This window comes from Salinicoccus sp. RF5, assembly GCF_020786625.1.
In the GTDB taxonomy this organism is placed as follows: Bacteria; Bacillota; Bacilli; order Staphylococcales; family Salinicoccaceae; genus Salinicoccus.
Genome location: NZ_JAJGRC010000002.1, coordinates 266,406 through 293,064, shown reverse-complemented (window position 1 = coordinate 293,064; position 26,659 = coordinate 266,406). Strand labels below are relative to the sequence as shown.

At 51.0% G+C, this 26,659-nt stretch carries 24 protein-coding genes and 2 riboswitches; of the genes, 4 read left to right on the top strand and 20 right to left on the bottom strand.

The window, feature by feature from the left end; translation table 11 throughout:
• The first annotated feature begins 80 nt into the window (after positions 1 to 80).
• Positions 81 to 181: riboswitch (SAM riboswitch) on the top strand.
• 84 nt (positions 182 to 265) lie between these two features.
• The gene (locus LLU09_RS08355; RefSeq protein WP_228311344.1) at positions 266 to 1,558 is read left to right on the top strand and encodes a Na+/H+ antiporter NhaC family protein; all 1,293 of its coding nucleotides are present in this window, start codon (positions 266 to 268) and stop codon (positions 1,556 to 1,558) included.
• Between the two features lie 405 nt (positions 1,559 to 1,963).
• Here LLU09_RS08355 and LLU09_RS08350 read toward each other — a convergent pair whose 3' ends face one another.
• Both LLU09_RS08350 and LLU09_RS08345 read right to left on the bottom strand, forming a co-directional pair.
• Positions 1,964 to 3,136 (bottom strand): amidohydrolase, encoded by a 1,173-nt coding sequence (locus tag LLU09_RS08350; RefSeq protein WP_228311343.1) that lies wholly within the window; start codon positions 3,134 to 3,136, stop codon positions 1,964 to 1,966.
• A 19-nt stretch (positions 3,137 to 3,155) separates the two neighbouring features.
• A complete protein-coding gene (locus LLU09_RS08345; protein WP_370632494.1) occupies positions 3,156 to 4,691 on the bottom strand; it encodes an AbgT family transporter in 1,536 nt (511 codons plus the stop codon).
• Between the two features lie 158 nt (positions 4,692 to 4,849).
• On the opposite strand from LLU09_RS08345, the gene LLU09_RS08340 reads away from it, so the two are divergent.
• Complete coding sequence (locus tag LLU09_RS08340) at positions 4,850 to 5,077, top strand: hypothetical protein (protein ID WP_228311341.1); 228 nt, start codon at positions 4,850 to 4,852, stop codon at positions 5,075 to 5,077.
• A gap of 142 nt (positions 5,078 to 5,219) precedes the next feature.
• On the opposite strand, the gene LLU09_RS08335 is transcribed toward LLU09_RS08340, so the two are convergent.
• Both LLU09_RS08335 and LLU09_RS08330 read right to left on the bottom strand, forming a co-directional pair.
• Entirely contained in the window at positions 5,220 to 6,716 is a 1,497-nt protein-coding gene (locus tag LLU09_RS08335) for a sodium:solute symporter family transporter (protein WP_228311340.1), read from the bottom strand.
• Between the two features lie 20 nt (positions 6,717 to 6,736).
• A complete protein-coding gene (locus LLU09_RS08330; RefSeq protein WP_228311339.1) occupies positions 6,737 to 8,116 on the bottom strand; it encodes an LLM class flavin-dependent oxidoreductase in 1,380 nt (459 codons plus the stop codon).
• 83 nt (positions 8,117 to 8,199) lie between these two features.
• Positions 8,200 to 8,300: riboswitch (SAM riboswitch) on the bottom strand.
• A 255-nt stretch (positions 8,301 to 8,555) separates the two neighbouring features.
• Here LLU09_RS08330 and LLU09_RS08325 point away from each other — a divergent pair.
• Positions 8,556 to 10,214 carry a catalase gene (locus tag LLU09_RS08325; RefSeq protein WP_051682999.1) on the top strand — a complete coding sequence of 553 codons (1,659 nt, stop codon included), beginning with the start codon at positions 8,556 to 8,558 and terminating at the stop codon, positions 10,212 to 10,214.
• A gap of 211 nt (positions 10,215 to 10,425) precedes the next feature.
• Here LLU09_RS08325 and LLU09_RS08320 read toward each other — a convergent pair whose 3' ends face one another.
• The 12 genes from LLU09_RS08320 to LLU09_RS08265 form a co-directional block, all read right to left on the bottom strand.
• Positions 10,426 to 11,196, bottom strand: coding sequence for an ABC transporter permease (locus LLU09_RS08320; protein WP_228311338.1), 771 nt, complete (start codon positions 11,194 to 11,196; stop codon positions 10,426 to 10,428).
• Positions 11,193 to 12,071, bottom strand: coding sequence for an ABC transporter ATP-binding protein (locus LLU09_RS08315; RefSeq protein WP_228311337.1), 879 nt, complete (start codon positions 12,069 to 12,071; stop codon positions 11,193 to 11,195). The genes LLU09_RS08320 and LLU09_RS08315 overlap by 4 nt, the downstream gene beginning before the upstream one ends.
• A gap of 1 nt (position 12,072) precedes the next feature.
• Positions 12,073 to 12,270 (bottom strand): PLDc N-terminal domain-containing protein, encoded by a 198-nt coding sequence (locus LLU09_RS08310; protein ID WP_228311336.1) that lies wholly within the window; start codon positions 12,268 to 12,270, stop codon positions 12,073 to 12,075.
• 86 nt (positions 12,271 to 12,356) lie between these two features.
• Positions 12,357 to 13,409, bottom strand: coding sequence for a 2,3-butanediol dehydrogenase (locus tag LLU09_RS08305; protein ID WP_228311335.1), 1,053 nt, complete (start codon positions 13,407 to 13,409; stop codon positions 12,357 to 12,359).
• A 141-nt stretch (positions 13,410 to 13,550) separates the two neighbouring features.
• Positions 13,551 to 14,162: an NAD(P)H:quinone oxidoreductase type IV gene (gene wrbA, locus LLU09_RS08300; RefSeq protein ID WP_228311334.1), complete on the bottom strand. Its 612-nt coding sequence runs from the start codon at positions 14,160 to 14,162 to the stop codon at positions 13,551 to 13,553.
• A 235-nt stretch (positions 14,163 to 14,397) separates the two neighbouring features.
• Positions 14,398 to 14,991: an alpha/beta hydrolase gene (locus tag LLU09_RS08295; RefSeq protein WP_228311333.1), complete on the bottom strand. Its 594-nt coding sequence runs from the start codon at positions 14,989 to 14,991 to the stop codon at positions 14,398 to 14,400.
• Between the two features lie 17 nt (positions 14,992 to 15,008).
• Positions 15,009 to 15,620 (bottom strand): flavin reductase family protein, encoded by a 612-nt coding sequence (locus tag LLU09_RS08290; protein ID WP_228311332.1) that lies wholly within the window; start codon positions 15,618 to 15,620, stop codon positions 15,009 to 15,011.
• Positions 15,621 to 15,632: 12 nt separating this feature from the next.
• A complete protein-coding gene (locus tag LLU09_RS08285) occupies positions 15,633 to 16,526 on the bottom strand; it encodes a VOC family protein (protein ID WP_228311331.1) in 894 nt (297 codons plus the stop codon).
• 19 nt (positions 16,527 to 16,545) lie between these two features.
• On the bottom strand, positions 16,546 to 17,505 hold the full coding sequence (gene mhqE, locus LLU09_RS08280) for a ring-cleaving dioxygenase MhqE (protein ID WP_228311330.1): 960 nt from the start codon (positions 17,503 to 17,505) through the stop codon (positions 16,546 to 16,548).
• Positions 17,506 to 17,658: 153 nt separating this feature from the next.
• Positions 17,659 to 18,435 (bottom strand): 2-keto-4-pentenoate hydratase, encoded by a 777-nt coding sequence (locus LLU09_RS08275; RefSeq protein ID WP_228311329.1) that lies wholly within the window; start codon positions 18,433 to 18,435, stop codon positions 17,659 to 17,661.
• Positions 18,436 to 18,447: 12 nt separating this feature from the next.
• Positions 18,448 to 19,275, bottom strand: a complete 828-nt coding sequence (locus LLU09_RS08270; RefSeq protein WP_040106105.1) for an FAD synthetase family protein — start codon at positions 19,273 to 19,275, stop codon at positions 18,448 to 18,450.
• A 34-nt stretch (positions 19,276 to 19,309) separates the two neighbouring features.
• The gene (locus LLU09_RS08265) at positions 19,310 to 19,792 is read right to left on the bottom strand and encodes a flavin reductase family protein (RefSeq protein ID WP_228311328.1); all 483 of its coding nucleotides are present in this window, start codon (positions 19,790 to 19,792) and stop codon (positions 19,310 to 19,312) included.
• 398 nt (positions 19,793 to 20,190) lie between these two features.
• Between LLU09_RS08265 and LLU09_RS08260 the strand changes: the two genes are divergently transcribed.
• Complete coding sequence (locus LLU09_RS08260) at positions 20,191 to 21,957, top strand: XylR N-terminal domain-containing protein (protein ID WP_255620808.1); 1,767 nt, start codon at positions 20,191 to 20,193, stop codon at positions 21,955 to 21,957.
• A gap of 38 nt (positions 21,958 to 21,995) precedes the next feature.
• Here LLU09_RS08260 and LLU09_RS08255 read toward each other — a convergent pair whose 3' ends face one another.
• The 4 genes from LLU09_RS08255 to LLU09_RS08240 form a co-directional block, all read right to left on the bottom strand.
• The gene (locus LLU09_RS08255) at positions 21,996 to 22,841 is read right to left on the bottom strand and encodes an alpha/beta fold hydrolase (protein ID WP_304612937.1); all 846 of its coding nucleotides are present in this window, start codon (positions 22,839 to 22,841) and stop codon (positions 21,996 to 21,998) included.
• 69 nt (positions 22,842 to 22,910) lie between these two features.
• Positions 22,911 to 23,918 carry a catechol 2,3-dioxygenase gene (locus tag LLU09_RS08250; protein ID WP_040106108.1) on the bottom strand — a complete coding sequence of 336 codons (1,008 nt, stop codon included), beginning with the start codon at positions 23,916 to 23,918 and terminating at the stop codon, positions 22,911 to 22,913.
• A 45-nt stretch (positions 23,919 to 23,963) separates the two neighbouring features.
• A complete protein-coding gene (locus LLU09_RS08245) occupies positions 23,964 to 25,169 on the bottom strand; it encodes an acyl-CoA dehydrogenase family protein (RefSeq protein ID WP_228311327.1) in 1,206 nt (401 codons plus the stop codon).
• A gap of 294 nt (positions 25,170 to 25,463) precedes the next feature.
• Positions 25,464 to 26,474, bottom strand: a complete 1,011-nt coding sequence (locus tag LLU09_RS08240; protein ID WP_228311326.1) for a fumarylacetoacetate hydrolase family protein — start codon at positions 26,472 to 26,474, stop codon at positions 25,464 to 25,466.
• Positions 26,475 to 26,659 lie beyond the last annotated feature (185 nt).

Here is a 26,659-nt window from a genome sequence, read left to right as displayed (position 1 = left end):
TGTTTGGAATAAACAAAATATTTCCTGTTGACAGTGTGGACGAAAGGCGGTAAAGTTTGTCTTAAATTAAATTGAGATGATTCTTATCCAGAGAGGTGGAGGGACTGGCCCTTTGAAGCCTCGGCAACAGCCTTAGCCGGCCCGTGCCAATTCCAGAAGCGTAATTGCTTGAAGATAAGAAGAGATGTATTCCTGCCCTCTTCTTCTATGAAGTGGGCTTTTTTATTTCTCATGACCATCATCAAACCATTGGAGGCTGTTCACCATGAAGGATAATACACGGGGCAATCCACTCGCACTGCTCCCACTGCTCATTTTTGTCGCACTGTTCATCGGTACTGGCATCATCACCCGGGACTTCCAAGCGATGCCGATCACCGTTGCACTCATCGTCGCCATCGTTGCAGCGATGCTGATAAAACCGAAAGACCGTCTGAATGAGAAGATCGGTATCGTGACCCAGGGTGCCGGACGGGAGAACATCATGCTGATGGTGCTCATCTTCCTACTCGCCGGCGCATTCTCGCAGGTCGCAGAGAATATGGGGGCTGTGGAGTCCACAGTCAATCTCGGCCTGTCACTCCTGCCGAGCAATCTGCTGCTGATCGGCCTGTTCATCATCTGCTGCTTCATCTCCATTTCGATGGGGACCTCAACGGGTACTGTCGTAGCACTTGCCCCCATCGCCATCGGCATAGCCGGACAGACGGATCTTTCACTGGCCCTTGCACTTGCCACAGTCATCGGCGGCGCCATGTTTGGGGACAACCTGTCGGTCATTTCCGATACGACGATCGTTTCCACACAGTCCCAGGAGGTCAAGATGTCTGATAAGTTCAAGACGAATTTCTTCATTGTGCTGCCGGGCGCCATCGCAACAGTCATCATACTCTGGTTCATCTCGTCCGGACAGTCGACGACCCCCGCGACGGATCTCGACTACAACCTGTTAAAAGTACTGCCCTACCTCGCTGTTCTGATAATCGCACTGCTCGGGGTCAATGTATTGATCGTCCTTTCCGGAGGCATTGTCTTTGCCGGACTCGTCGGCTTCCTTGACGGGTCCTATACATTCACATCATTCGTCACTGCTGCCGGCGAAGGTATCGGCAATATGCAGAACATTTCCATCATCGCCATACTGATCGGCGGACTCATCGCACTGATCCAGCATTACGGCGGCATCGACTACCTGCTCCACTTCATCACGAGCAGGATCCGCTCCAGAAGAGGTGCAGAGTTCGGGATCGCTTCACTCGTCAGTGCAACAGATCTCAGCACCGCCAACAATACGATTTCCATCATCATCACGGGACCCCTGGCCAAAGACATTGCCGATGAATATGGTGTCGACCGGAGGAAGTCCGCGAGCATCCTCGATATCTTCGCCGCCGCCTTCCAGGGACTCATCCCCTACGGCGGACAGATGCTCGCTGCGGCAGGCCTTGCAGCCATTTCACCCGTCGCCATGATTCCGTATTCCATCTATCCCGCGATGCTCCTGATCTGTGGCATCATCGCGATACTCATTGGTTTCCCACGGAAACTTAATGCGTAACGGATGTCGTCTATTCACAGTCGCAGCGTTTCCGACTGCGAGTTAGGCTCCCAATTCACCATCGCAACCGAAACGATGGCAAGTTAAACCGCTAATTCACCATCGCAATCGAAACGATGGCAAGTTAAACCGCTAATTCACCATCGCAACCGAAACGATGGCAAGTTAAACCGCTAATTCACCATCGCAGCCGAAACGATGGCAAGTTAAACCGCTAATTCACCATCGCAGCCGAAACGATGGCAAGTTAAACCGCTAATTCACCATCGCAGCCGAAACGATGGCAAGTTAAACCGTTAATTCACCATCGCAGCCGAAACGATGGCAAGTTGGACGAAAAACACTCCCCCATCAAAAATGACCTGATCCTCTTAGGACCAGGTCATTTTTCGTTTGATTCCAAAATTATTCAGGCTGTGTCATTTCAAATGCCGTCAGGACCATCATCTTCACGCCGTCGATGAAGCTGTCTTCATCGATGCCGAACTTCGGATGGTGGTGTGGATATTCCATATCCTTCTCCTTGTTGCCTGCACCGATCCAGGCATAGGTCGCCGGTATGATGCGGGAGAAGGCGGCGAAGTCTTCCCCGCCCATTGCGAGCGGATACTCAAATACCTTGTCCCCAAATTCCTCTGTCGCCATCCTTCTGACCCTGTCCGTCACAGCATCTTCATTCACTACAGCAGAATAGCCGTAGTTGAATGAAAAGTCATAAGTTGCCCCGTACATGTCGCAGACGCCTTTGACCGCCTTTTCCATACGCTCTCTGACCATCTCCCGTGTCTCATCATTGATGGTGCGCACGCTGCCTTCGAGCATGGCGTTGTCCGGGATGATGTTCTTCGCACTGCCGGCATGGAATTTCGTCGTCGAGATGACGGCGGAATCGAGCGGTGAAGCAATCCGTGAAATGATCGTCTGGAACTGGCTGATGATCTGACCGCCGATGACGATCGGGTCGATCGAGTTCTCGGGCTGTGAGGCATGTCCGCCCCGTCCCTGGATTTTCAGGTCGAATGTGTCGGAATTCGATGTGATCGGTCCGTTCGTGATGCCGATCTTGCCGGTCGGTATCGGCGTGAACAGGTGCTGCCCATAGATGAAGTCGAGATCATCAAAAAGTCCGGTAGCCACCATTTCCTGCGCCCCGCCCGGCGGTTCCTCCTCAGCATGCTGGAAGATCAGATAGACTTCGCCGTGAAGGTCATCGATATTCTGCACGAGCACTTTGGCGGCACCGAGCAGGATGGCTGCGTGTCCGTCGTGGCCGCATGCATGCATCACACCTTCCTTCTCGGAGACGAAATCGATATCGCTCCTCTCCTCCTGTATCTGGAGGGCATCGATGTCTGCACGGAGCCCGATCTTCCGTCCCGGCTTCGCTCCCCTGATGATGCCGAGGACGCTCGTTTCCGTCGGCTGGGAGATTTCAATGTCCCCCATCTTTTCAAGTTCCGACTTTATATAGCTGCTTGTCCAATGTTCCTGGAATGACAGTTCAGGATGCTTGTGCATGGTGCGGCGCCATGTGACGACTGCTTCCATTACTTTTTCAATCTGTTGTTGCAGGTTCATTTTCCATTCTCCTCAATTATCAAGATTCAGGCAGGTAGATCGGTCCGTCGATACCGAGAGGTATGCCGATCAGGTACCATACAATGAGTAGTATCGTCCATGCGAAGAACAGGACGATCGAATACGGCAGCAGGGCCGACAGCAGTGTGCCGAGTCCGGCGTTCTTATCGTAACGCTGCGCAAATGCGAGCAGCAGCGGCAGATACGGCAGCATCGGTGTGATCGGATTCGTGAATGAATCGCCGATACGGTAGAGCATCTGCGTGAATGCCGGGTCATAGCCGAGCAGCATGAACATCGGTACGAACACCGGGGCCAGGATGGCCCATTTTGCCGAGGCGCTGCCGATCAGCAGGTTGATGAGGCCAGCCAGCAGGATGAATCCGATGATGAGCGGAATGCCGGAGGCGTTCACCGCCTCAAGCGCGTTCGCACCCTTGATGGCAATGATCGGCCCGAGGTTGCTCCAGCTGAAGTAGGCGAGCATCTGGGCGGCGAAGAATACGAGGACGACATAGCTTCCCATCGTACCCATCGCATCCCCGAGCATGCTGCCGAAGTCCTTCGTCGAACGGATTGTGCCGGCCTTGAGGCCATAGACGAGGCCCGGGACGAAGAAGAAGATCGTCAATATGAATATGATTGAATTCATGAACGGCGAATCCTGGATGATGGAGCCCGTTTCAGCATTACGGAATATCGCATTCTCAGGTAGGAGGAACACCATGAAGATAATGAATGTCAGGAGTGCGGAGATGTTCGCCCACCTGAGGGCCACAATCTCCTTCTTCTCCAATGGTTCATGATCCGCCGTCTCCAATCCTTCATATGTACCAAGTCGGGGCACTGTAATCTTTTTCGTCACAAAATAGACGATCGCAAGCAGGAATACAGTCGCCACTGCCGTAAAGTAGTAGTTCATGAGCAGGCTGCCCGTATAGTCCGGATCGATCAGCTGTGCAGCAGGTTCCGTGAACGCAAGTGCCAGTGCTTCAGTCATCCCTGGGATGACGTTGGCTGCGAATGCACCGAGGGAAGCCGCGTACGCCATGACCAGCCCCACGAACGGATGGTAGCCGAGCTTCATGACGACCATGGCCGCAATCGGTGGCAGGATGATCGGTGCCGCGTCACCGGCAACGTTACCCACGATGCCGACCAGGATGATGGCAGGCAGGATGAGTTTCTGCGGAGATACTTCGATGGCCCGCTTCATAGCTGTCTCGAAGTACCCTGATTTCTCGGCCATTCCGATACCGATCATGACGACCAGCACCATGCCGAGTGGTGGAAATTCACTGAAATTCGTAATTGCTTCCGTGAAGATGCGGACGATTCCTTCCCCATTGAGCAGGTTCACCGCCTGGATCGTTTCACCGTCTGCAGGATTTACGGCTTCCCATTTGAGCATGCCGCCGATGAATGAGGCGCCGAGAATCGTAAACATCAGGATGATGAACAGTACGATCGGATCGGGAAGTTTATTCCCCACCCTTTCGACCACATCGAGGAAACGGTTGAAGATTCCCCTTTTTTGATTATTTTCCATATGTATACCCTTCCTCTTTTTCAAATTTCAAATAATAGTAACATTATTGCAGACAACCCGTTAAACCACAAGACCAATTTTCAGAACAATCATAAATTTACTTATGGATGACGGCATGCTAGAGTTTTCTTGAAGATATAAGAATTTTGATGAGGAGTGGAGATATGGAGATCAACAACTTTGAACGCGCCAGAGAACTGCGCCATGAACTGCATGCGAACCCCGAACTCTCCAACGAAGATTTCGGCCACTATGCCAAAGAAGTGTCTGCGGCATACTTTTATATGGGCAATGGGGAGGATCACCCGCCCCTCCACACTTCAGAGTATGATTTCATCGATGAGCATATAAAAACAGGGTGTAATATGTTTAAAATGTTGGCAAATGTATAATAATGATAAAGACGCCATGCGAGTACTCGCATGGCGTCCTTCTATTCTTCCTTCATATAGCCCTTCCATATGAACAGGCCGATGAAGGTCAACGCCCCAACAAACCCGTAAAGCCATATGGACAGCATTTCATTTACGAACATCAGGATCCCCCCTCTTCTGCCGGTTTCACCGCTGTAGATGGGCGGAGCACCCAAGAAGCGATATTGATGGTGGCGATTCCGATGAAGGTCGCCACAGCCCCTGCCGACATCGTACTTGGAATGATTCCGCTGAAATAGAGGAACAGGTAGGAGCCCAAGCCCACGATCATCGACAGCTCAGCCGCACGTGCCGGCGCCCGACGCTTCGCATAGACGGCCTGCAGTATCGGCCCCATCGTTCCGGCGGCGATGCCGGAGATGCCGATCCACATGATGTCACCCATATATTCAGGCGGCCGGAGGACGATGAGCAATGCCAGCAGACCGATGACCGGCACCGTCATGCGGCTGATCTGGAAGGCGATGCGCTGTGCTTTTTCGTCGCTCACTTTGACGATCTTGCGCTTCACCAGGAACTTCAGGAAGATATCGTTGGCGAACACCGTCGAAATGGATACGAAGATGCCGTCTGTCGTGGACATCGCAGCAGCCAGGATGACGACGCCGAAAAATGCGACGAATATGGCAGGGAACGCCCAGATGATGTAGTCGACGAGCGCCAGGTCCGCTGCAGCGACCGAATCGCCGAGTGCCGCCCGGCTGTATAGGCCGCCGAAGAGGACAAGCACACATAGGGAAGCGACGACGACGTAGGTCGCGATCATCTTGCCGAGATCCTTCTCATGCTTCAGTCCGAGCACCTTGTTGAACAGGTGCGGAGCGGAAGCGAACGCCCACTGGATGGCGATGGCGCCGAATACGGCCCCAAAGGAATAGAAGTGTAGGGATTCGGGATTGAATACCTTCACGAGATTTTCATTCTGTGAAGCAAGGTTGCCTGAAATGCCGGAAAATGTATCCGCGATGCTCCCGCGCCAGAATATGACGATGCCCGAGATGAATATGACGATGGCAGTGACCGCCATCAGCACAGCCTGGATGGCATCTGTATATATGTCGGCCAGTGCACCGCCTGCGAATACATAGACGACGACGATGACCGCAATGAGTATGAGGCCGGTCGTGTAGGACATGCCGAGCAGATACTCGAATATCCGTGCACCTGCAACGAACTGTGCGGCGATGTAGAATATGTTGAACAGCAGGATGAGGGCCGTCCCCACCCGCAGGATGTCGCTTTTATAGAAATCCCCAAGCCAGTCCGGCAGGGAAAGGGACTTCTGCTTCGTATTCAGCTTACGCACCTTCTTGGCCACCATAAGGACACCAACCGGCCCGCCTGCAATGATAGCCAGGAACAGCCAGAGGTTGGACAGCCCCCATTCATGGGACCACCCCGGATACCCGAGGAAGGTTGCTGCACTCAAATACGTTGCGGCGAAGGAGAAGCCCAGTACATATGGACCAAGCTTGCCGCCGCCTGTCGCAAAATCACCGATGGTCTTCATTTTTCTTGAACTCAGATAGCCGACCGCAAGCATCAGCAGAAGGAATGCCGAAAAGCCGATCCAAGTATATAAAGTTATCTGTTCCATATGTGTCTCCTTTCCCTACCCTAGTGCCACTGCCCGGCAAGGCTTGGCCTCTTTGCGGGATGATTGTCTGCAAGATGTTTCCTTCCTTTTCCGAACATGTTCTCCCTGAGCGTCTCCCCTTCATATTCCGTGCGGTAGATGCCGCGCGCCTGCAGTTCAGGGACGACAAGGTCGACGAACTCCTCGAACGTGCCCGGCGAATAGGTCTGGGCGATGTTGAAGCCATCCGCATCGCCCTCTATGGCCCACTCTTCAATCCGGTCCGCAATCTGTGCCGGCGTACCGATGAACTTCACCGTCCCATTGCCGAGTCCGTGGTTCTTGATTGCTTCCCGCAATGTCCATTTGCGGTTCGGATCCTTCGTATACATGTCGAGGTTCCCCTGCACCGCTTCCGTCTCAATGTCTTCGATATACTGGTCCGGATCATACTGAGAGAAGTCGATGCCCGTATGGCCGGACAGGAGGGATGCCGTGCCTTCATAGCTCACACTGTCCTGGAGTGCTTCATACTTCTCGTAGGCTGCCGCCTCGGTCTCCCCGATGATCGGCAGGATCATCGGAAACACTTTGACGTCATCTGCATTCCTGCCCTGGGCCACCGTACGCTCCCTGATATCCTTCACGTAGGCCGCCAGCGCCTCGAGCGAATGGTTCTTCGTGAAGACCGCTTCTGCATGCTTCGCTGCAAAGTCGCGTCCCTTTGGCGATGCACCCGCCTGGAAGAGCACTGGCGTCCTCTGGGGTGAAGGTTCCACAAGGTGGGGTCCGGGCACATTGAAGAATTCACCGCGGTGGTTGATCATGTGCACCTTATCCGGATCGGCAAAAGTATCCTTCTCCCTATCATGTTGGACGGCATCCGCCTCCCAGCTGTCCTCCCAGAGCTTGTACACGACTTCGAGGAACTCATCTGCCCGGTTATAGCGCATCTCCTTCGGCAGACGCTGTTCAAGCCCCATATTCACCGCCTCGCTCTCAAGGTATGAAGTCACGACATTCCATGCGACCCGCCCTTCCGTCAGATGATCCAGCGTCGACAGCTGGCGGGCCAATGAATAGGGTTGTGCGTATGTAGTCGAAATCGTCGGTGCGAACCCGAGGTGCTTCGTGACGGCCGCCATGGCAGGAATCACAAGTGTCGGGTCATGGGCGGGAAGCTGTACGGCATGCTTCGCCGCTGCATCATGGCTGTTGCCGTAGACGCTGTATGTGCCGAGAACATCCGCAATGAAGAGCGCATCGAATTTACCGCGTTCCAGAGTCTTTGCTGTACCGGTCCAATAGTCCAGGCGGTTGTGGCGAGTCCCCTGGTCCTTTTCATGCTTCCAGAGTCCTGTAGAATGCGGTGATGGCGAATTTTGGATGAAACCGTTGAGATGAATCTGTTTTTTTGACATGTACATACCTCCGTTTTTGATATTGAAAAGCCCCTGCTTCTTGTAGATAAGAAGAGGGGCTTTATTTATAAAATAGAACTCTCTTCTCATCTTCTAGCAAATCGCTACTGGAATTGGCACAGTTCACATACGGTCTGTTGCCGAGGCTTCAAAGGGCCAGTCCCTCCACCTCTCTGGATAAGAATTTTCTGAATTATTAAGTTATGTTGACTAATATATCCCATGCCTGAATCAAAGTCAACACTAAACCTTATTTTTTTAGTAGGAATTATATTCAATAGATATTCCATGCCTATGATTTGATTTCAGAATATTACGTTACTATAATTGTAGATGTACAAATTGGGAGCAGTATAAACTGCGGACTGTTCTGATTGATATTTCCCAAGCATCATCTTTCCGTAATTGGTCAAGAACTATATTATAGGAGGTTTTGGTTTTGGCAGATAAGAACTATCAGAAAGAAAATGAGATTCCACGAGAAAAAGAGGCGGAACGCGATACGCTGACGACCCGGCAGGGCCGGCCCGTCACAGATAACCAGAACTTGCGCACCATCGGCGACCGGGGGCCGGCGACGATGGAGAACTACCATTTCCTTGAAAAGATGTCGCACTTCGACCGGGAAGAAGTGCCGGAACGCGTAGTGCACGCACGAGGCACCGGTGCATTCGGCTACTTTGAAACATACGGCAAAGTCGGTGATGAACCGGTGGAAAAGTACACACGCGCCAAAGTATTTTCCGGCGAAGGCAAGAAGACGCCGCTCATGGTACGCTTCTCCACTGTCGCAGGTGCCAAGGACTCTCCGGAAACGGAACGGGATCCACGGGGCTTCGCTGTAAAAATGTATACGGAGGACGGCAACTGGGACCTCGTCGGCAACAATCTGAAGATCTTCTTCATCCGTGATGCCATGAAGTTCCCGGATATGATCCACGCCTTCAAGGCAGATCCTGTATCCAATGTGCCCGATCCGACACGGATGTTCGATTTCGTCTCCCGTTCTCCGGAAGCGACGCACATGATCACATTCCTGTTCTCGCCCTGGGGCATCCCTGCCTCCTACCGGCATATGCAGGGTTCCGGCGTCAACACGTACAAGTGGGTGAATGACAAAGGGGAAGCGGTCCTCGTCAAATACCACTGGGAGCCGAAACAGGGCATCCGCAACCTGACACAGGAAGAAGCGCACGATATCCAGTCCCAGAATGTCGCCCATGCGACACAGGACCTCTACACCGCGATCGAACGCGGCAACTATCCTGAATGGGAACTGTTCGTTCAGATTATGGAGGATGACTATCATGAAGAACTGGACTTCGATCCACTCGATGATACGAAACTCTGGCCTGAGGACAAGTTCCCTTGGAAGCCGGTCGGACGCATGGTGCTTAATGAAAATCCGACGGACTTCCACGCCCAGATCGAACAGGCGTCATTCGGTACCGGTGTACTCGTCGACGGCATGGATTTCTCCGACGACAAGATGCTGATCGGCCGTACATTCTCCTACTCCGATACGCAGCGCTACCGTGTCGGTGCCAACTATCTGCAGGTGCCTGTCAACAGGCCGAAGACCAACGTACGCACAAACCAGCACCGCGGACAGCTCGACCATCGTGATCCGAGCGAAGGCAGCAGGGATCCGAGCATCAACTATGAACCATCCATGACCGGCGGTCTCGAGGAGGCGCCTGAAGAGGCACCACAGCATCAGCCGACATACAACGCTGCGGCGATGACGAAGCCGATCGACCGTCCGAACAACTACGGCCAGGCCGGTGAGACGTACCGTGGCTTCGAGGACTGGGAACGCGACGAACTGATCAAGAACCTCTCCAATGTACTCTCACAGTGTGACGAGCGCATACAGGAGGCCATGGTCCACCACTTCACGCAGGCGGACGAAGAATACGGACGCCGCGTCAAGGAAGGCATCGAAGCAAAGGTGAAGGAAATGCAGGAGATGGGCGACGACACCGAAATGCCCGGCCGTGAAGCTGGAGAGAAATCCAGATATGGCAAGGGCACTGCCGCCCAGCAGCAGGCTGCTGAAGACGCAGTCGATAAAGGACACGAATCCGATCCGTACTAGCATGGATCAATTGAATAGACAGTGCCGGAACAAAAACCCCGGCACACGAGAAAAGGACGAACGGCCCTTGACCATCCTGTAATGGATGGTGGGCGTTCGTCCTTTTTATGTTTGGAATGTTGTGGTTTCAATCCGGCTGTATGGGGGCAGTGCTGGAAAATACATATGGTGGAGAAATAGATATCTCCTCCCGCACATTTCCCAGGAAATATCAGGTCATCGGCACCTTTTTGAACCTGATGACGGCCAAAAGTATGAACACCAGGCTCAGCACTGCAGTGATGACCGTTGGCCACAGCACATCCTCCGGATCGATTTCTCCGGCAAGCAGGCCTACATTATTCCCGATCAGATATTGCGGCAGGTATTCTGCGATATCCGGATGGATCCCCGCCATCAGCATCACGATGACGACTGCGACGACACTGAACAGCACTGCGATGAAGCTGTTCGTGAAGAGGGTTGAAGCAAGCAGGATGAGGCTGATGATGAACAGACCGTATAACCACGTCATACTGAATGCCAGCACGAGATGGTCCACCGGCTCATCCCAGTAGTAGATCGTGTAAGCATAGGCCACCAGTGCACTGATGACATATCCCACAGTCCACACGAGCATGAGGAATGAAGCTTTGACCACAATCACATACGTCCGCTTCAGCCCCTTGGTCACCAGATTCACCAGCGTATTGCGGGTGAACTCATGCGTGAGGATGCTGCCGAATACGATGACGAAGATCACCAGTCCCATCTGGTTCATATTGCTGAAGAACTGCATGTAGGAATCCAGTGACGTAGATTCAGGAATCTCGACCGTAACGCCGGAGTCGTCCATGACTATGCCAAGTATATCAGGCAATATGAGCGCCGTGAACGGACTGAGTATCCCGATGATCGCAAATACGATGACGATCGCCGCAAACTTGAAGTTGCGCCACGATTCGATGAGTTCCTTTTTGAAAAGCGGCACCATCTGGCTCATGTGGTCACCTCCAGGTACACATCCTCAAGGGATTTCCGTTCTTTCACGATCTTTTCCGGATATACTCCATGCGCATGCAGCACACCATAGATTTCCTGCAGGGAATGGTCCTCTATGACATATGACCCCCCGCCGATATGAATCAGATCAAGCACTGGCGAGATTTTGTCATAGGATTCCTGCTCAAGTTCGATGACAATCCCCTTTTCGCCGAGGGATTCCTTGGAAAGGTCAATCTCCTTCACGATCTTCCCCTCATACAGGATCCCCACCCTGTCGGAAATACGCTCGACGTCGGTCAGAATATGCGTGGAGAAAATGACCGTCGTCTCTTTTGTAATCTCCTTCAATATCTTCAGTATCTCCATCCGTCCCTTCGGATCGAGGGCACTCGTCGGTTCATCGCAGATCAGGAGCTTCGGCCGGTGGATCAGCGCCTGTGCAATGCCGAGCCGTTGTTTCATCCCACGGGAATAGCCCCTGATACGCTTTTTCTCTCCGCGGAGCCCGACCAGCTTGAGGAGTTCATCGATCCGTTCACGTTGCTCCGCCTTCCCCATCCGGGTGATGTCGGCACACAGCTTCAAATATTCCTCTGCATTCATATAGGTATAGAATTCCGGCACATCCGGCAGATAGCCGACATGGCGGTTCGTCGGCGTATCCCCGAACCGGACCCTTTCACCGCAGACATATATTTCTCCATCGTCCGACTTCAACAGCCCCAGCACCATCTTCATCGTAGTCGTCTTGCCGGCACCGTTGCTGCCGATGAATCCATAGATTTCATTTTCTGCAACTTCAAGGTTCAGATCCTCTATCACCGTCTTATCGTTGAATGCCTTCTTCAGCCCTTCAATCTTCAATATTCCCATATCATCTGCGCTCCAGTACGAAGTATAGGATCGGCCCGATGATGTTCAGTAGGAGCACAATGATGATCCAGACCACCTTATTCAGATACTTGAAATGCTCCTGCCTGATGATCATCACCAGCGCAGTCACCATCAGTACCAGCTGCAGCAGAAGCAACGGTATCAAAAACGGCAGATATTCCTGTACATCCATATTCATATGGCCACCCCTCCCTATCACTCTCCTCCATTATATAAAAAAACAGCCATGACAACATCAATTATTGCCATGGCTGGAAAATATATTTATTTGTCACCGCTGAGTTTCACAAGGATCTTGGACTGGCTCTTGTCATTCAGCAGGGCTTCAAATCCCTTATAGACGATCTCGTTCAATTCGATATGGTCGGTGATGACCGGGAATGGGTCGATCTGTCCACTCTCCATCATCTTGACGGTAGCTTCAAAGATGTCCGGCTCGTAGGCCAGGGTGGATGCGATACGCACCCCGCTTGCGGTGAGGGACATCGGGTTGAATTCAATCGGTTTTTCGAAGATGGAGACGATTGTGACCATACCGCGCGCCCGTGTCGCCTGGATGGACTGGTCGACCGTCACGCCGACACCTGCGACTTCGAATGTCCGGTCGACACCGTCAGGGTAGTATTTTTGGATATATGCAATCGGATCTTCGTTGCCTGAATTGACCGCGTGTGTCGCGCCGACTTCCTTCGCCTTCTTAAGTCGAGCATCGCTGAGGTCGAATGCAAAGATGTCCTTTGCACCTGCAGCCCGCGCGGCAATGATGGTCAAGAGACCAATCGGCCCCGCCCCGAATACCGCAACGGAGTCGCTGAACTGCATTTCGGATTCCCGGATTGCCTGAAGGGCAACGGCTGTCGGTTCGACAAGTGCGCCGAGTTCAAGGGAAGTATCATCTTCGAGTTTCACTATATTCTTCCTGTCCACGACAACATAGTCGGCAAAACCGCCGTCACTGCCGAGGCCCACGAAAGTGAATCCCTTATACATGTCGACGAGTGGTTCGTCGTGCACTTCCTGGGTGATGAGCGGGTTGATCGTCACTTTGTCTCCAGCCTTGAGTCCTTCGACACCCGCACCCACTTCCTCCACCGTACCTGAAAACTCATGGCCCATGGTCAGCGGCGCTTTTCTGCCCGTCATCGGAGATTCCTCTCCGCTTGGAATGAAAATCGGACCTGCGTTGTACTCGTGGAGATCACTGCCGCAGATGCCAGCCCAAGCGACCTTGACCTTCACTTTACCTTCACTGACTTCCGGTGTTTCAACGTCTTCTACACGAATATCCTTTGCATCGTGAAATACTGCTGCACGCATATAAAGCCCTCCTCATTTGTTATCTATTTCACAATAATTATACGCCCCTTCGTCCGATAATGGAAATGATTATACACCTACCAACCCGTTTTCCATAAATAAAAGGAACACCAGCTGTTGCCGGCGTTCCTTTTATGACGATTATTGGTTTCCGTTCCTGACCCACTCTGCAACGGATGCAGTACGTGCTGCCTGATGCTTGACTGCCGCCTCGACGTCTTCAACCATGTTTCCGTCCTGGTCGACGGAAACACTTGTACCGTAAGGATTACCCCCTGCACCGAAAAGCACGGGATCAGTATATCCTGGAGATGCGATGATGGCACCCCAATGCATCATTGTAGTATATAGCGACAGCAGGGTCGCTTCCTGCCCTCCATGCGGATTCTGTGCAGAAGTCATCGCACTGACGACCTTATTGATCGTCTTGCCGTTTGCCCAGATGCCTCCCTGCATATCCAGGAACTGCTTCATCTGGGAAGGGACGTTGCCGAAACGTGTCGGTGCACTGAAGATGAGTGCATCCGCCCACTCGACATCTTCTGAAGTCGCAACCGGAACATCTGCCGTCGCTTCGACAGTCGCTTTCCATGCCTCATTGCCGTCGATGGCAGACTGCGGTGCAAGTTCCTCGACCTTGAGCAGTTTCACTTCGGCTCCGGTTGCTTCTGCACCTTCCTGCGCCCATTTGGCCATCTGATAGTTCGTGCCACCCATACTGTAGAATACCACTGCTACTTTTACATTCGACATTTTATCATTCTCCTTTGATCTATTGAATAGTCTGTCCATAAAACCCATATTGCTCACTCACTTTCCATAATAAATTGCCTGCTCCTGATGAATCAGGCATATTTATCTCGAATTCGAAGTATATCATATAATTATCTCGAATTAAAGATAAATATTAAAAAGATGATGCATATCGTAAATGAGGAACGAGTCACTTTTACTAGCCTCTTATTCGATATGCACCTTTTTACTTGGACTATCCTTCCAACCACTCTTTCGCCTTCATCGCAGCTTCCTGAGGCAGACTGTGTCCATTGACCCAGGTGGTGGTCACATCGGCTCCGCGTGATTCGAACAGCTCGATGACGCGCCTGCTCTCCTCCTCTGGTGCCATCGGGTCATTCCTGCCCATGGAGAGGAATACTTCCGCACCGCTGAGGTCCTTATCATGATCGACTGTAACAGGATAGAGCGGCGCAAAAAGAATCGCCTTCCTGTAGTCGGTATCTTCCCTCAGCATCATGTTGATGGCGATGTTCGAACCGTTGGAGAATCCGACGAAGATGACGTCACGGACATCGAATCCATAGTCTTCTGATGCTTCAACGATGAAGTCATGCAGCTCCTTGCCGCGGAAATTGAGGTCTTCCACATCATACTGCCCTTCCCCGTGCCGCTTGAAGTAACGGTTCATGCCATTTTCGGAAACATTACCCCTCACACTGAGCACGTTATACTCCGGGTTGAGCATCCCTGCAAGCGGCAGGAGGTCATGCTCCGTACCGCCGGTGCCATGCAACAGTACGAATACCGGTGCACCTTTTTTATTTTCATTGTATATATGTTTCATAAGTGAACACTCCTTCTCTATTCTGGTCGCTGGACAGTAAACATCCTGCCTATCTCTGCATAGTCATGTCCTGCCAGACGACTGACTGCTCCCAACTTGACCGGATCGACATATCCATGATGATAGATATCATCATCAATATGGAAATGAACGACTTTGAGCAGCAGTAGATCCGTCGTCGCATGGCTGTCATCATCGTATATGACCATTGAATCATACAGTTCTGTTTCCATGCGGACTTTGGCTTCATTCAGCCCAGGCGGACTGACAGTTTTCGAGACTGCCGTCGTAAATGCGGATACATCCAACTCACTCTCTTCTGGACCGAGTTGGGCTGCTGTTTCATTCGCAGCCTCCACATTGTCCTGGTCAACAACGTGCACAACCGCTTCTTTCGTATTCAATATATTCCGCGCCGTATCTTTAGGTTCGCCAGCCGCCCGCTGAACTGCAATTGACAGTATAGGTGGACGGTAAGTGACAATATTGAAGTAGCTGAACGGTCCGATATTCACAATTCCCTCTCGCGACATGGTGGAAACCAGAGCAATCGGCCTAGGAATGACCGAGCCGATCAGGAATTTCTTCTGTTCCTTTTCATTGAGCTGCTGCGGCGTGAAATCAAGCATTCTTTCCACCTCTTATATATCCAGTTCCGGCAGGCTTTTTTCATATTCCGGCCTGAGATGTTCATATTGCTCCGGCAGCTTCAGTTCTGTACCAAGTTTTGATTTTTCTTCATCAACATCAAACCCCGGGCCATCTGTTGCGAATTCCATGACCACGTTGCCAGGCTCCGTTGTATAGATGGATTTGAAATAGTTTCTGTCCTTCACTTCCGTTACACCGACATCATCAGCAAGCAGCTGGCTCTGCCAGTCCCTCTGCACCGCTTCAGTCGGTACGGACCATGCGATGTGATGGACGGTCCCGGTGCCCCATCTGCCCTTCGGCAGCGGTGGCAGGGCGATGATGATATGGTGTTTCTCTTCCCCCGCCGTTTCAAAATGCTCGATGCCGCTGCCGATATCGAGCAGCTTCAGCCCGAGTGTCCGTGTGAGGAAGTGCTTCGACCCTTCCGGATTCGAGGACAACAGGACTGCACCATGGAAGCCGAGTATGCCATCATCAGATGATGCCTGATCCCCTTCAACAAGTGCAAGATCAAGACCATGTACATCCTGAAATTCCAATGTCTTCTGGCCAAAACGTTCCGTCATCGAAAATTCGATATCCTGCTCAGAAAAATGGGTTTTCCATCTTTCCATACCTCCGGCTGGAATTCTGAACGCAATCCTGCCGACCTGGCCGCTGCCCTTTCGGCCGACACGTCCATTCCTCCAGGGAAAGAAGGTGATGACCGTCCCCGGTGTCACATCATCATTTGAAAAGTAGAGATGGTAGACACCCGGATCATCGAAGTTGACCGTCTGCTTGACCAGCCTGAGGCCCAACACGTCGCGGTAGAACCTCAGATTCTCATTAGGATCGCCGACAATCGCTGTAATGTGGTGGATTCTTCTAATTGCTTCCATTTAACAGGTCTCCTTAATTCTATTTCGAACGCTTCGTATCGAATGGACGGACCTGACTTTCGATATACTCGCGCCGCTCCTCAAGGAAAGGCGGCAATGCGAGGCTTTCCCCGAGCGTTTCATACGGTTCGTCATCCATGAATCCCGGGCCGTCGGTGGACAGTTCAATCAGGATGTGGCCAACACGCGTATATAGCGCCTCAAAGTAGAAGCGGTCCACATTGCCTGAATGGCGCATGCCGATTTCGTTATACTTCTCTTCCCATTTCTTGATCACTTCATGGTCCGCCACCCTGAACGATACATGGTGCACTTCCCCATAACCCTGCATCGCAGATTCAGACTCGTCCTTCCTCAGGATGACCTGACCGCCGTTGCCACCTTCGCCAACGTCTAGAAGGGCCACGTCCGCCTCTTCCACAACCGGCTTCATGCCATAGACATCCATCAGTACCTTCTTGAAATCTTCGAAATAACTGATGTGGATCTCAATCGGTCCGAGGCCGTATATCGCCTTGTCTTCCGGTACCGGTCCGTTCTTCCAAGGGGTACCTGCTGCAACACCTTCATTCTTTTCGTCGGAGATCAGCTGATACTTCTGTCCATCAGCCTCTTCGAACGGCAGCACCTGCTTGCCGAACAGCTCCTGAATGCCGTCATGCTTCACACCGAATTCATCGAAGCGGTCCCTGTAGTATTCGATCGCCGCATCATCCGGCACCCTGAATGCCGTTCTATAGATGGAGTTCGACCCAGGCGACCCTTTTGGGTTGTTCGGGAAGTCAAAGAACGTCATATCCGTCCCCGGAGAACCGACATCATCCGCAAAAAATGTGTGGTACGTGTGTATGTCATCCTGGTTCACCGTCTTCTTCACAAGACGCATGCCCAGAACATTTGTAAAGAACTCATAATTTCTCACCGCGTCATCCGTCATTGCGGTGACGTGGTGGATACCGAGCAGTCCTTCGTTTTTCATAATAGAATCCCTCCAAAAGTTAATACGTATATATTATCTCGAATTCGAGACAATATCAAGATGTCTGCTTATATATCCTACCCAGGTAGGAAGATGAATAAATCAAACTCCCCTCAAAGTCCATCCTTGAGGGGAGTCCATTCTTGTATATGATCATTTGAAAGATGCAGACACTTCACCGAGTCCATCGAATGTGGCCTTGAATTCGTCACCGGCTGCGACATCGACAGCTTTCGTCAATGCACCTGCAAGCACGACTTCACCGGCCTTTAAAGAGATGCCATATTGATGCAGGGCTTCAGAGAGCCAGACGACTGCCTTGAGCGGATTGCCGAGCACGGCGGAACCCTGGCCCTCATCAATCTTCTCACCGTTCTTGAACACTTCCATCTTCACTTCAGGAAGATCGATGTCCTGGAGCGCCACTTTCCGGCTGCCGATGATGGCACCGGCGGATGAGCCGTTGTCAGATACAGTATCTTCGAATTTGATCTTCCAGTCACGGATGCGGCTGTCGATGATTTCTGCAGCAGCCACCGCATAGTCGATCGACCCGGCGACATTCTCTTCGCTTACATTGCCGCCATCGATATCTTCCTTCAATACAAAGGCGATTTCGAACTCTACACGTGGCTTGATGTACCGGCTGACATCGACCGGCGTGTCCGCATTATGGATCATATCGTCGAAGATATGTCCGTAGTCGGGCCGATCGACGCCGAGCATCTCCTGCATGGCCTTGCTTGTCAGACCGATTTTCTTTCCTTTGATCACTGCACCGTCAGCCAGACGCCGTTCCACATACTCAAGCTGCGTGCCATACGCTTCATCGACCGTCATTTCCGGATACCGCTCCGTAAATGGGCTGATGGGTGCGACATTTTTTTCTGCTTCATATATTTCTTCACCGAGTGCTTTCACTGTTGCCATGAATGTGCCTCCCTATTGTGCCACCAGTTGATAGAAGGAATGGGATGCAACCCTTCTCTCCCAAGTGATGGCGATTTCTTGCTGGTTGATGTGATCCATCAGACAGTGCTTCGTAAATGTAATCCGCTGCTGTGCACTGTCCACATAAATCTGCGTGCGATACCGGCTGACGCCGTTGTCGATGATGACGTCGTATATGCCATCCTGCGGCAGCATGTAGTAATCCTTCAATGAAAGATGACCATCCGAACATTCAGCGCATGTCCGGTAGCGCCGTCCGAGCATCTGGTACAACTCGGACACTTTCCCATCCAGGATGGCCGTACGGATGCGGGTGGAACTGATCTTCTCGCCGGTGTGCTCGACCTTCTCCACTTTCGATGTAGTGATTCGGAAACCGGAATCGGCATACAGCCGGTCGATCGTCCCTTCCCCCCTGAATCCGTAGGAGAAGTCATACCCCGCCACAGCGTGGATCGTATCGAACTTGGACAGATACTCTGCCACATAATCCTCGGGTGCGAGCGAAGCGAATGCCTTGGTGAACTTTACGATGTAGAGGCGGTCGACACCCATCCCCTCAAGGATGCGCGCCTTCTCCTCGAGCGGCATCAGATACTCCACCTGCTTTTTGCCGTTCGACAGCACCGTCTTCGGATGCGGGAAGAAGCTCATCACATCGAGTGCAGCCCCCGCTTTTTCAGCTGCTTCCGCTGCAGTGCCGATGACTTTCTGATGGCCCTTATGGACACCATCAAAAAAACCAAGTGCAATGACATTCCTGCGCGATCTGTTCTGCCAGCTTTCCAGATTCTCTTCGTTCAGATGAATGATTTCCATTCAGGCCATCCCCCTTCAAATATTGCCGAATGTATTATTTGCTGCTGACTTCTTCGAGCGCTTCCAGGCGGCGGTACTTGCCGCAGTTGAAGATGAGCGGGTCACCCTCTTCGAGCACCAGATCGTTCACCTTGCCGATGAAGAGGACATGGTCCCCTTCCGTATGCTCGTTGTAGACATCACAGGAGAGCTGGCACAGGGCATTCTCCACGACCGGTACACCAGCCAGCGTATCGAATTCAAATTTATCTTCAAATTGTTTCTGGCCCGCGAATCTCATGGACTCCTCCTGCTGCTCGCAAGACAGGACGTTCACCGAGAACTTGCCGCTCTGGCGGATCCGCTCGAGCATCTTCGCATGATTGCCGATGGAGATGACGATCAGCTTCGGATCGAGTGACACGGACATGAACGCGTTCGCCGTCATGCCGTAGACTTCACCATCCACCTCCGTTGCGATGACGTTGACACCTGTTGCGAATTTCCCCATTGCATTCCTGAATTGACGATCTTCCATTAAAATTACCCCCTTGAGTGATTTGAAGAATTATCGATTAGCAAGTTGCTTCCACGTTAAGTTTTATTTATGCTCCATCCAGTAGAAATGCTCCAGTCCCTCAATGCACGGCTGATTTTTGCAAAATGGCCGGCGAATGGATATAATGAAATCGCTACCAAACAATTTCAAAAATTTTTAGAGCCACTGAAGCACTCTGAATAGATTAATTACATGCTATCATCCTGTGACTTGCATTATAACCTATAATTAGTGTGAATATTTAAATATTTTAGTATGGAATATGTTAAAGTCACATGATGAAGTAATGGATTTTCAGAGAAGGAGTGTTGCAGATGACCGCTGAATCCACCGATATGAGCTTGAAAAGTGTTTTCAAATTACCCAAGGAAGAGACCTTGAATACCTTCCATAAACGGATGGTGAGCATCCCGACCACCGCATTGGAAACCCTGAAGCAGGAACTTCTCCAAAGCATGGGGGAGGAACGTTCCAAAGGGATATTCATCAGGTATGGCTGGCACACCGGCATGAGTGACGGTGAAAAGGTCCGCAGCATGGAATGGACCGACAAGATGGACCTGATTAATGCCGGGCCGAAACTTCATATCCTGCACGGCTATCTTGAGAAAGTCGAAATCAACGACATCCGTTTTGATGCCGATGACAACATGGAATACATCGACCTGTCCTGGTTCAATTCCTATGAAGCGGAGGGGCACCTTGAGGAGAATCCGGAAAGCGATTGCCCTGTCTGCCACACTTTATGCGGATATGCGAGCGGCTACCTGTCTGCAGTCCTCGAGAAGACGATACTCGTCAAGGAGACCGGGTGCAGGGCGATGGGACACGACCACTGCAAGGCACTCTGCATGCCCCTCGACAAATGGGGTGAGGAGCAGCAGAACGAATACCGCTACTACCAGTCTGCAAGCATGATCAAGGAGCTGGATGCGGTTACGGCAAAACTCAAGGAGGAGCGGGACTACCTGTCAAAAGGAAATCAAGTTCACCGGAAGCTGATAGAGGAACTGCTGTCGAAGCAGAACCTCCAGAACATACTCAACCTGCTTGAACAGGAAACCGGCCTGCCGGCCTTCATAGAGGACGGCGGACATCGGATCGTCAGGCAGTCGGAGGGGGCAGTCATAGATTTCGAACTGAAGGGCCTCGATACGCGTACGACTGATTACATGGAAATTTCAGCGGATTCCGGTCTCCTCAGGACACCGATCTACTTTGAAAATAAAATTCAAGGGTACTGTTCCTTCATCTATAAGGGAGGGGAACCCCCAAGTGAACTGGACCGCATGATCATCGATCAGGCTGCCTTGATGGCATCCATCATCCGGTTGAATGAAAACATAAAGATCAATACGGAACAGAATATCAGGCGGGGCTTCCTGAACGATGTCCTGGATGGACGGCTCGATAAACAGGAACTCTACAAATATGCCCAATACATGGAGATCGACCCGGATGCGAACTACTGGATGATGACGCTTGAGCGCAACATCAATGAGGATGAATTGAGCAACGAAGTGGAAACTACAGAAACCCTGATCCGCTACATCACCCTCTTCTTCCGGGAACGCAGCATGGACGCTTTCGCCGCGCAGAAATCCAATAAGATCGTCATTGTGATGGAATGCAGCAGCTTCAAAAGGATTTTTTCAAGCCGTGACACTTTCATCAAAAAGCTGCTCAAATACTGCAGCGCAAGGCTCAAGGACTATAAGTTCTTCGTAGGGGTGAGTTCCACTTCGAATGGCCTCGAAGAACTCCCCCTGCTGCACAAGGAGACCCTCACCGCCCTCAACGCCAAGAGCGCCAGCAAACAGATCATCTTCTATGAAGAGCTGGGCATCGAAAGCGTGCTCTTCCAGATCTCCGATGATCAGCTGATCAACCGGTTCGTCGACAACCAGGTCGGCAGGCTGCTCAAGGAGGATCCGGACCTTGAATTGGTCAATACATTGCAGGACTATATCGAAAATGGCATGAACATCAATGCCACGGCAAAGGCCATTTCGATGTCGATCAGCGGCCTGCGCTACCGTCTCGGCAAGATCAGTGAGATACTCGGAATCGAACTGGATGATACAAAGAATTTATTTTCCGTATATATGGCATTGAATATACTCAAAGCCCAGGGGAAAATTTGAACATAAAAAAGGATGGCCATCGGCCATCCTTTTTTATGCTATTCCTTATCTTCCACAAATGCGAGTATGTGGTCGATGAAAGGGTCCGTCTTTTCAATCTGCGTCCAGTGCCCACACTTGTTGAAGATATGGAGGGCGGAGTTCGGCAGAAGCTGTACCATTTTGTAGCTCGTCTCCTCGATCGGGATGACCTGGTCGTTCATACCATGGAACAGGAGCGTCTCCACCTCGATATTCTTGAGCCTCTCTTCCGGCAGTGAGAGTTCATTCAGACGTTCCTGACGATTGTCATAGAACATTGAACGGAATGCTTCTTCGGATTCAGGTTCCGTGCTTGCCTCATAGCGCAGACGGACGAGCTCTTCATTCTTTGCAGCCGCCTGGTCATAGGAGAACAGCTCGATCAGTTCACGCATGTTCTCGATGCTCGGGTCATAACCCCATACTTTATCAAGACCATGGGTGATCTCGTACTTTACACCCACCGAACCCATCAGGATGAGCTTTTTGACGAGGTCCGGCCTTCTGTCTGCAATGTGCAATGCCATCGCGCCACCGAATGAGTTGCCGACAAGATATACAGGACCGTCCGCCACTTCTTCAATGAAGCCGATCAGATGATTGACCCAAGTATCCAGGCCATACTCCTCTTTCGAGACCTTCTCCGTCTTGCCGAATCCCACAACATCTGGAGCGAATACATGGAGTGACTCACTCAGGCGGGGCAGTACCAGACGCCAGTTGGCGAAGGCGGAAACCCCGGGGCCGGAACCATGAATGAGTATCATGGTTTCCGTGCCTGAGCCTGCCTCGAGATAGTTCGTCTCAATGCCGTTGACCTTCATGCTTTTTTCAGCTGCTTGCTTATTATCAGTTGCTGTCAAGATAAATCCTCCTTCTGTTTATCGTGTGGTGCTTTATAAGATCATCATGTGAAGTCTCCAACAATCAATTTACACGTTTGTCTTTTCTGCTCCCACTTCTTCCGATACCGCTTCCGCAGGATCCGGGATGTCAGGTGTACCATATTTCATGAACTCAGGCTGCAGTTCAGATCCATGCCACACAACCGCTTTCTGAAGATCCTCACCTTTCCATTCCACCGTCTTCCAGTCCGGATCGAAGATGAGATAACCTGCATCACCGAATAACTCCACCCGGTTGCCACCCGGTTCACGGACATACATGCATTGTGCCTGGGAGACACCATGTTTCAACGGACCTTCTTCGATTTCATATCCATTATCGAGCAGGAGGTCAGAAACGTCTGACAGGTTCTGCGCATAGCCATACCAGTAGCAGATGTGGTGAAGCCTGCCCTTGCCGCCCATCATGTCGCCCATGATTGCGATATCATGTGCCAAGTTACTGACACTCGTCCAAGCAGCAATATCAGTATTATCATCTGCTAGAATTCTTTCGTTCACCCTGAATCCAAGGGCTTCTTCCAAGAATTCAACCGTTTTATTTGTATCACTTGCCAGAATGTTCACATGATCGATGCGGCGCACGGGCACCCCTCTACCCGGCCTTTTTTGAGGTCTGTTCAGCAGAGCCGTCTTCTCACTTTCTGGTGCCTCATAATATTCCACTTCCCAGAAGATTTCCATTATATGGCCATCTGGCGCTTCGAATTGATAGGCTGGACCGTGACCGACATCTCCATCAACCCAGCCGATTCCAGCACCCATTTCTTCCAGTACTTTGACACGGCGCTCAAGTGCCTGCGGAGATCTGGCCCTTAAAGCCATATGACCAATACCCGCTTCAGAGTTCTCCGTGATTTTAAGTGAATTATGGTAAATATCTTCATAGGCTCTCAAATAAACTGATTTTCCTTCACGTGCAACTTCGGTCATCCCCAGAATATCTGTGAAAAACTTTACTGATTCCTCAATTTTCGGACTGTAGATTTCAAAATGGGCCAGCTGCGCCACATCAAAGATTGGTTCTTGTTTCATTGTCATTTCCCCCTAATAAAGTTTGTTTTATATAAATTATTTTTATTACCACATCGGGTGGCCGTCGAAGCCGAGGATGGACTTGCCGTAGCCGACCATCGCATCTTCATAGAGGTGCGTCGGGTGTGCTGCAACCGCAATCAGGTCGCGTACGAACCTTTCGGAGTGGCCGTCCCTGTATATGGCGTTGCCACCGAGGTTTACGATGATGCGTGTTGCAAGCTGTGCGGAATGTTTGGAGACATAGCCGCGCATTGCGAACAGTTCTTCACGTTCCTTCTCGTCCAGCACCCTGATGCCGTTGTCACGGTAGTACTGCATCCTCTTGAGATAATCTGCACCGATGTTTTTGAGTGCATTGTACTCCATCGTTATTTCTCCAAGCGTACGCTGACCGCTGCTGCCGTCCTTCTCATTCTTGTTGTTGTTGTAGATCCTTACACGGCTTTTCGTCTTTTCAGTGTAGTCATCGACAAGACGTCCCAGGCCGCCGAGCGCAATCTGCGAGAATCCTGACAGGAAGTATGCAAGGTAAGGGACGTTGAAGATGGTGTAGTCCTCTTCGTAGTTTCCGTCCGGCGCCGTTGCACCTTCAACCACTCTTTTGATTGGGAATACATAATGTGGTGGCACGTACGCCTTATCCAGTTTGACTGCGTTACTGCCGGTTCCCCTGAGCCCCAATGTATCCCAGTTCTTGATGATTTCGGCATCATCCTTGTGTACGATGAACAGGCTCAATTCAGGTTCTTCTGCGTCCCTCATCTTATGGATGGCACCAAGTGCAATCCAATCGCACCAGAGGACGCCGCTGCAGAAGTTCCATGTGCCGCTGACGATGTAGCCTTCGCCGTCCGGTGCATCTTCCACTTCTCCAACAGGTGCAAAGACGTCAGCCATCAGCTCACCGCGGCCATATAAATCATCCCGTCCTTTTTTAGGCAGGAATGCCGGCCATGTTTCATGTATGATCGCAAAGTATGTGATCCAGGCAGCTGGTACACTGTGGTACGCTACAGTACGGATGATTTCTCCGAACGTTTCAAAATCCACTTCCTGACCGCCGTAGGATTTCGGACGCATCAAGTATTGGAAGCCGCCTTCTTTCATCTTCTCTATGACTATATCGTTCAACTGTCCGTTTTCATCAGATTCCAATGAATGCTTTTCTGCGAGCTCACCAAGTTCTTTGGCTCTGCGCAACAGCTCTTCACGTGATACAGGTTTTTGTAGTACGTTTGTTTCTTTCATAAACTTACAATTCCCCCTTCTGTTTGTAAGCGCTATCAGTTTGATAGGTTAATTAGAAGTATATGCGTTACCTTATGTCATGAGCACCTATTAATTATATGAAAATTCTAATATTTTAAAACGAAATGTACTAAAACGCTTTCATATGATTCGCGGAACCGTTGATATGATAAGGTTCAAGTATTCTTCAAAAAGATATGAACTTTTCCTTACAATGTGTAAGGACCACTTGGGACGCCCTTCCGAAAACAAAAAAGACCTGGACAAAAGTGCCCAAATCTTAAAATGCATCTATCATTTTGCTGCATTGAGGCCATTACTGCGTGCTGTCGAAGACGCAATGCTTTGTGACACGACCCTGTTCTGCTGTTCCCCAAGGTCGATCTTCCCATCTGCACTTCTGATTGCACAGCGGATCACATCCCCATCCTTCAGATATCTTCCGTTGCCTTCCTGATCTTCAACCATCATGTCGATCTTTTCCTGGCCCGGCACCGCAAGACTCGTCACTTTGCCGAGGAGCTCAGGTGTCAGATTCATTGCCACGCCTCCTGTCGTCCCAGTCATGACGAGGTCGCCTCTTGAGAGATCCATGATGCCGGCAAGCTCCACCAGCGTCTCTGCAGGCTTGAACAGAAGCTGGTCCGTGTTTGCCGACTGACGCAGGTCATCATTGACCCACAGATCAAGTTCCAGGTCATGGATGAGCGGCATTTCATCTTCATCAAGCAGATACAGGTATGGACCTATCGGACAGAATGTACGATAGCTCTTGCCCTTCAGCCACTGGCCCTGAGGCAGTTGGATGTCACGTGCCGATATGTCATTGGTGATTACAAGCCCCGCCACATACTCATGCAGGTTGTCTTCGTTTATATCCGAATGCTCTGTAACCTCCGTACCGAGTACCAGGCCAAGTTCTATTTCGTAGTCCAGAAGCTTCACCCCGTCCGGACGGATGACATCTTCATAGGCGCCACACAGGGAACTGTCCGCCTTGCCGAATATCATGTTGAACGGCGGACGGGCTGCTTCGAGCCCCGATTCCTCACGGTGTGAAGAATAGTTCGCCCCCTGGCAGACGATTCGTGCCGGTTTGGTCACCGGACTCAAAAGCCTCAAATCACCTACTGGAAATGACTCGGCGTCTTCTGAGGACAGAAGGGACTTCGCTTCATCCGGCCCTTCTTCCAAAAATGCATCCAATGTGCCGGATGTATTAGTCAGTGGAATTACTTCTTCTCCTGACAGGACACCCCACTGCGCTTCATTTTCCTTTTCGTATCTTACGATATGTAGACCCATATCGAACCATTCCCCCTTATTTTAATGTATATATCGTCACTATAACCCTGTATTCTCTATAGGGATACATACATAATATACTAAAAATTCAGTTATTTAAAACTTTATATTTAAATGATATTTCCATTAAAAAATAAAAAGCTTGAACCGTAGTCCAAGCCTTCAATATATCTACCACTTCGTAG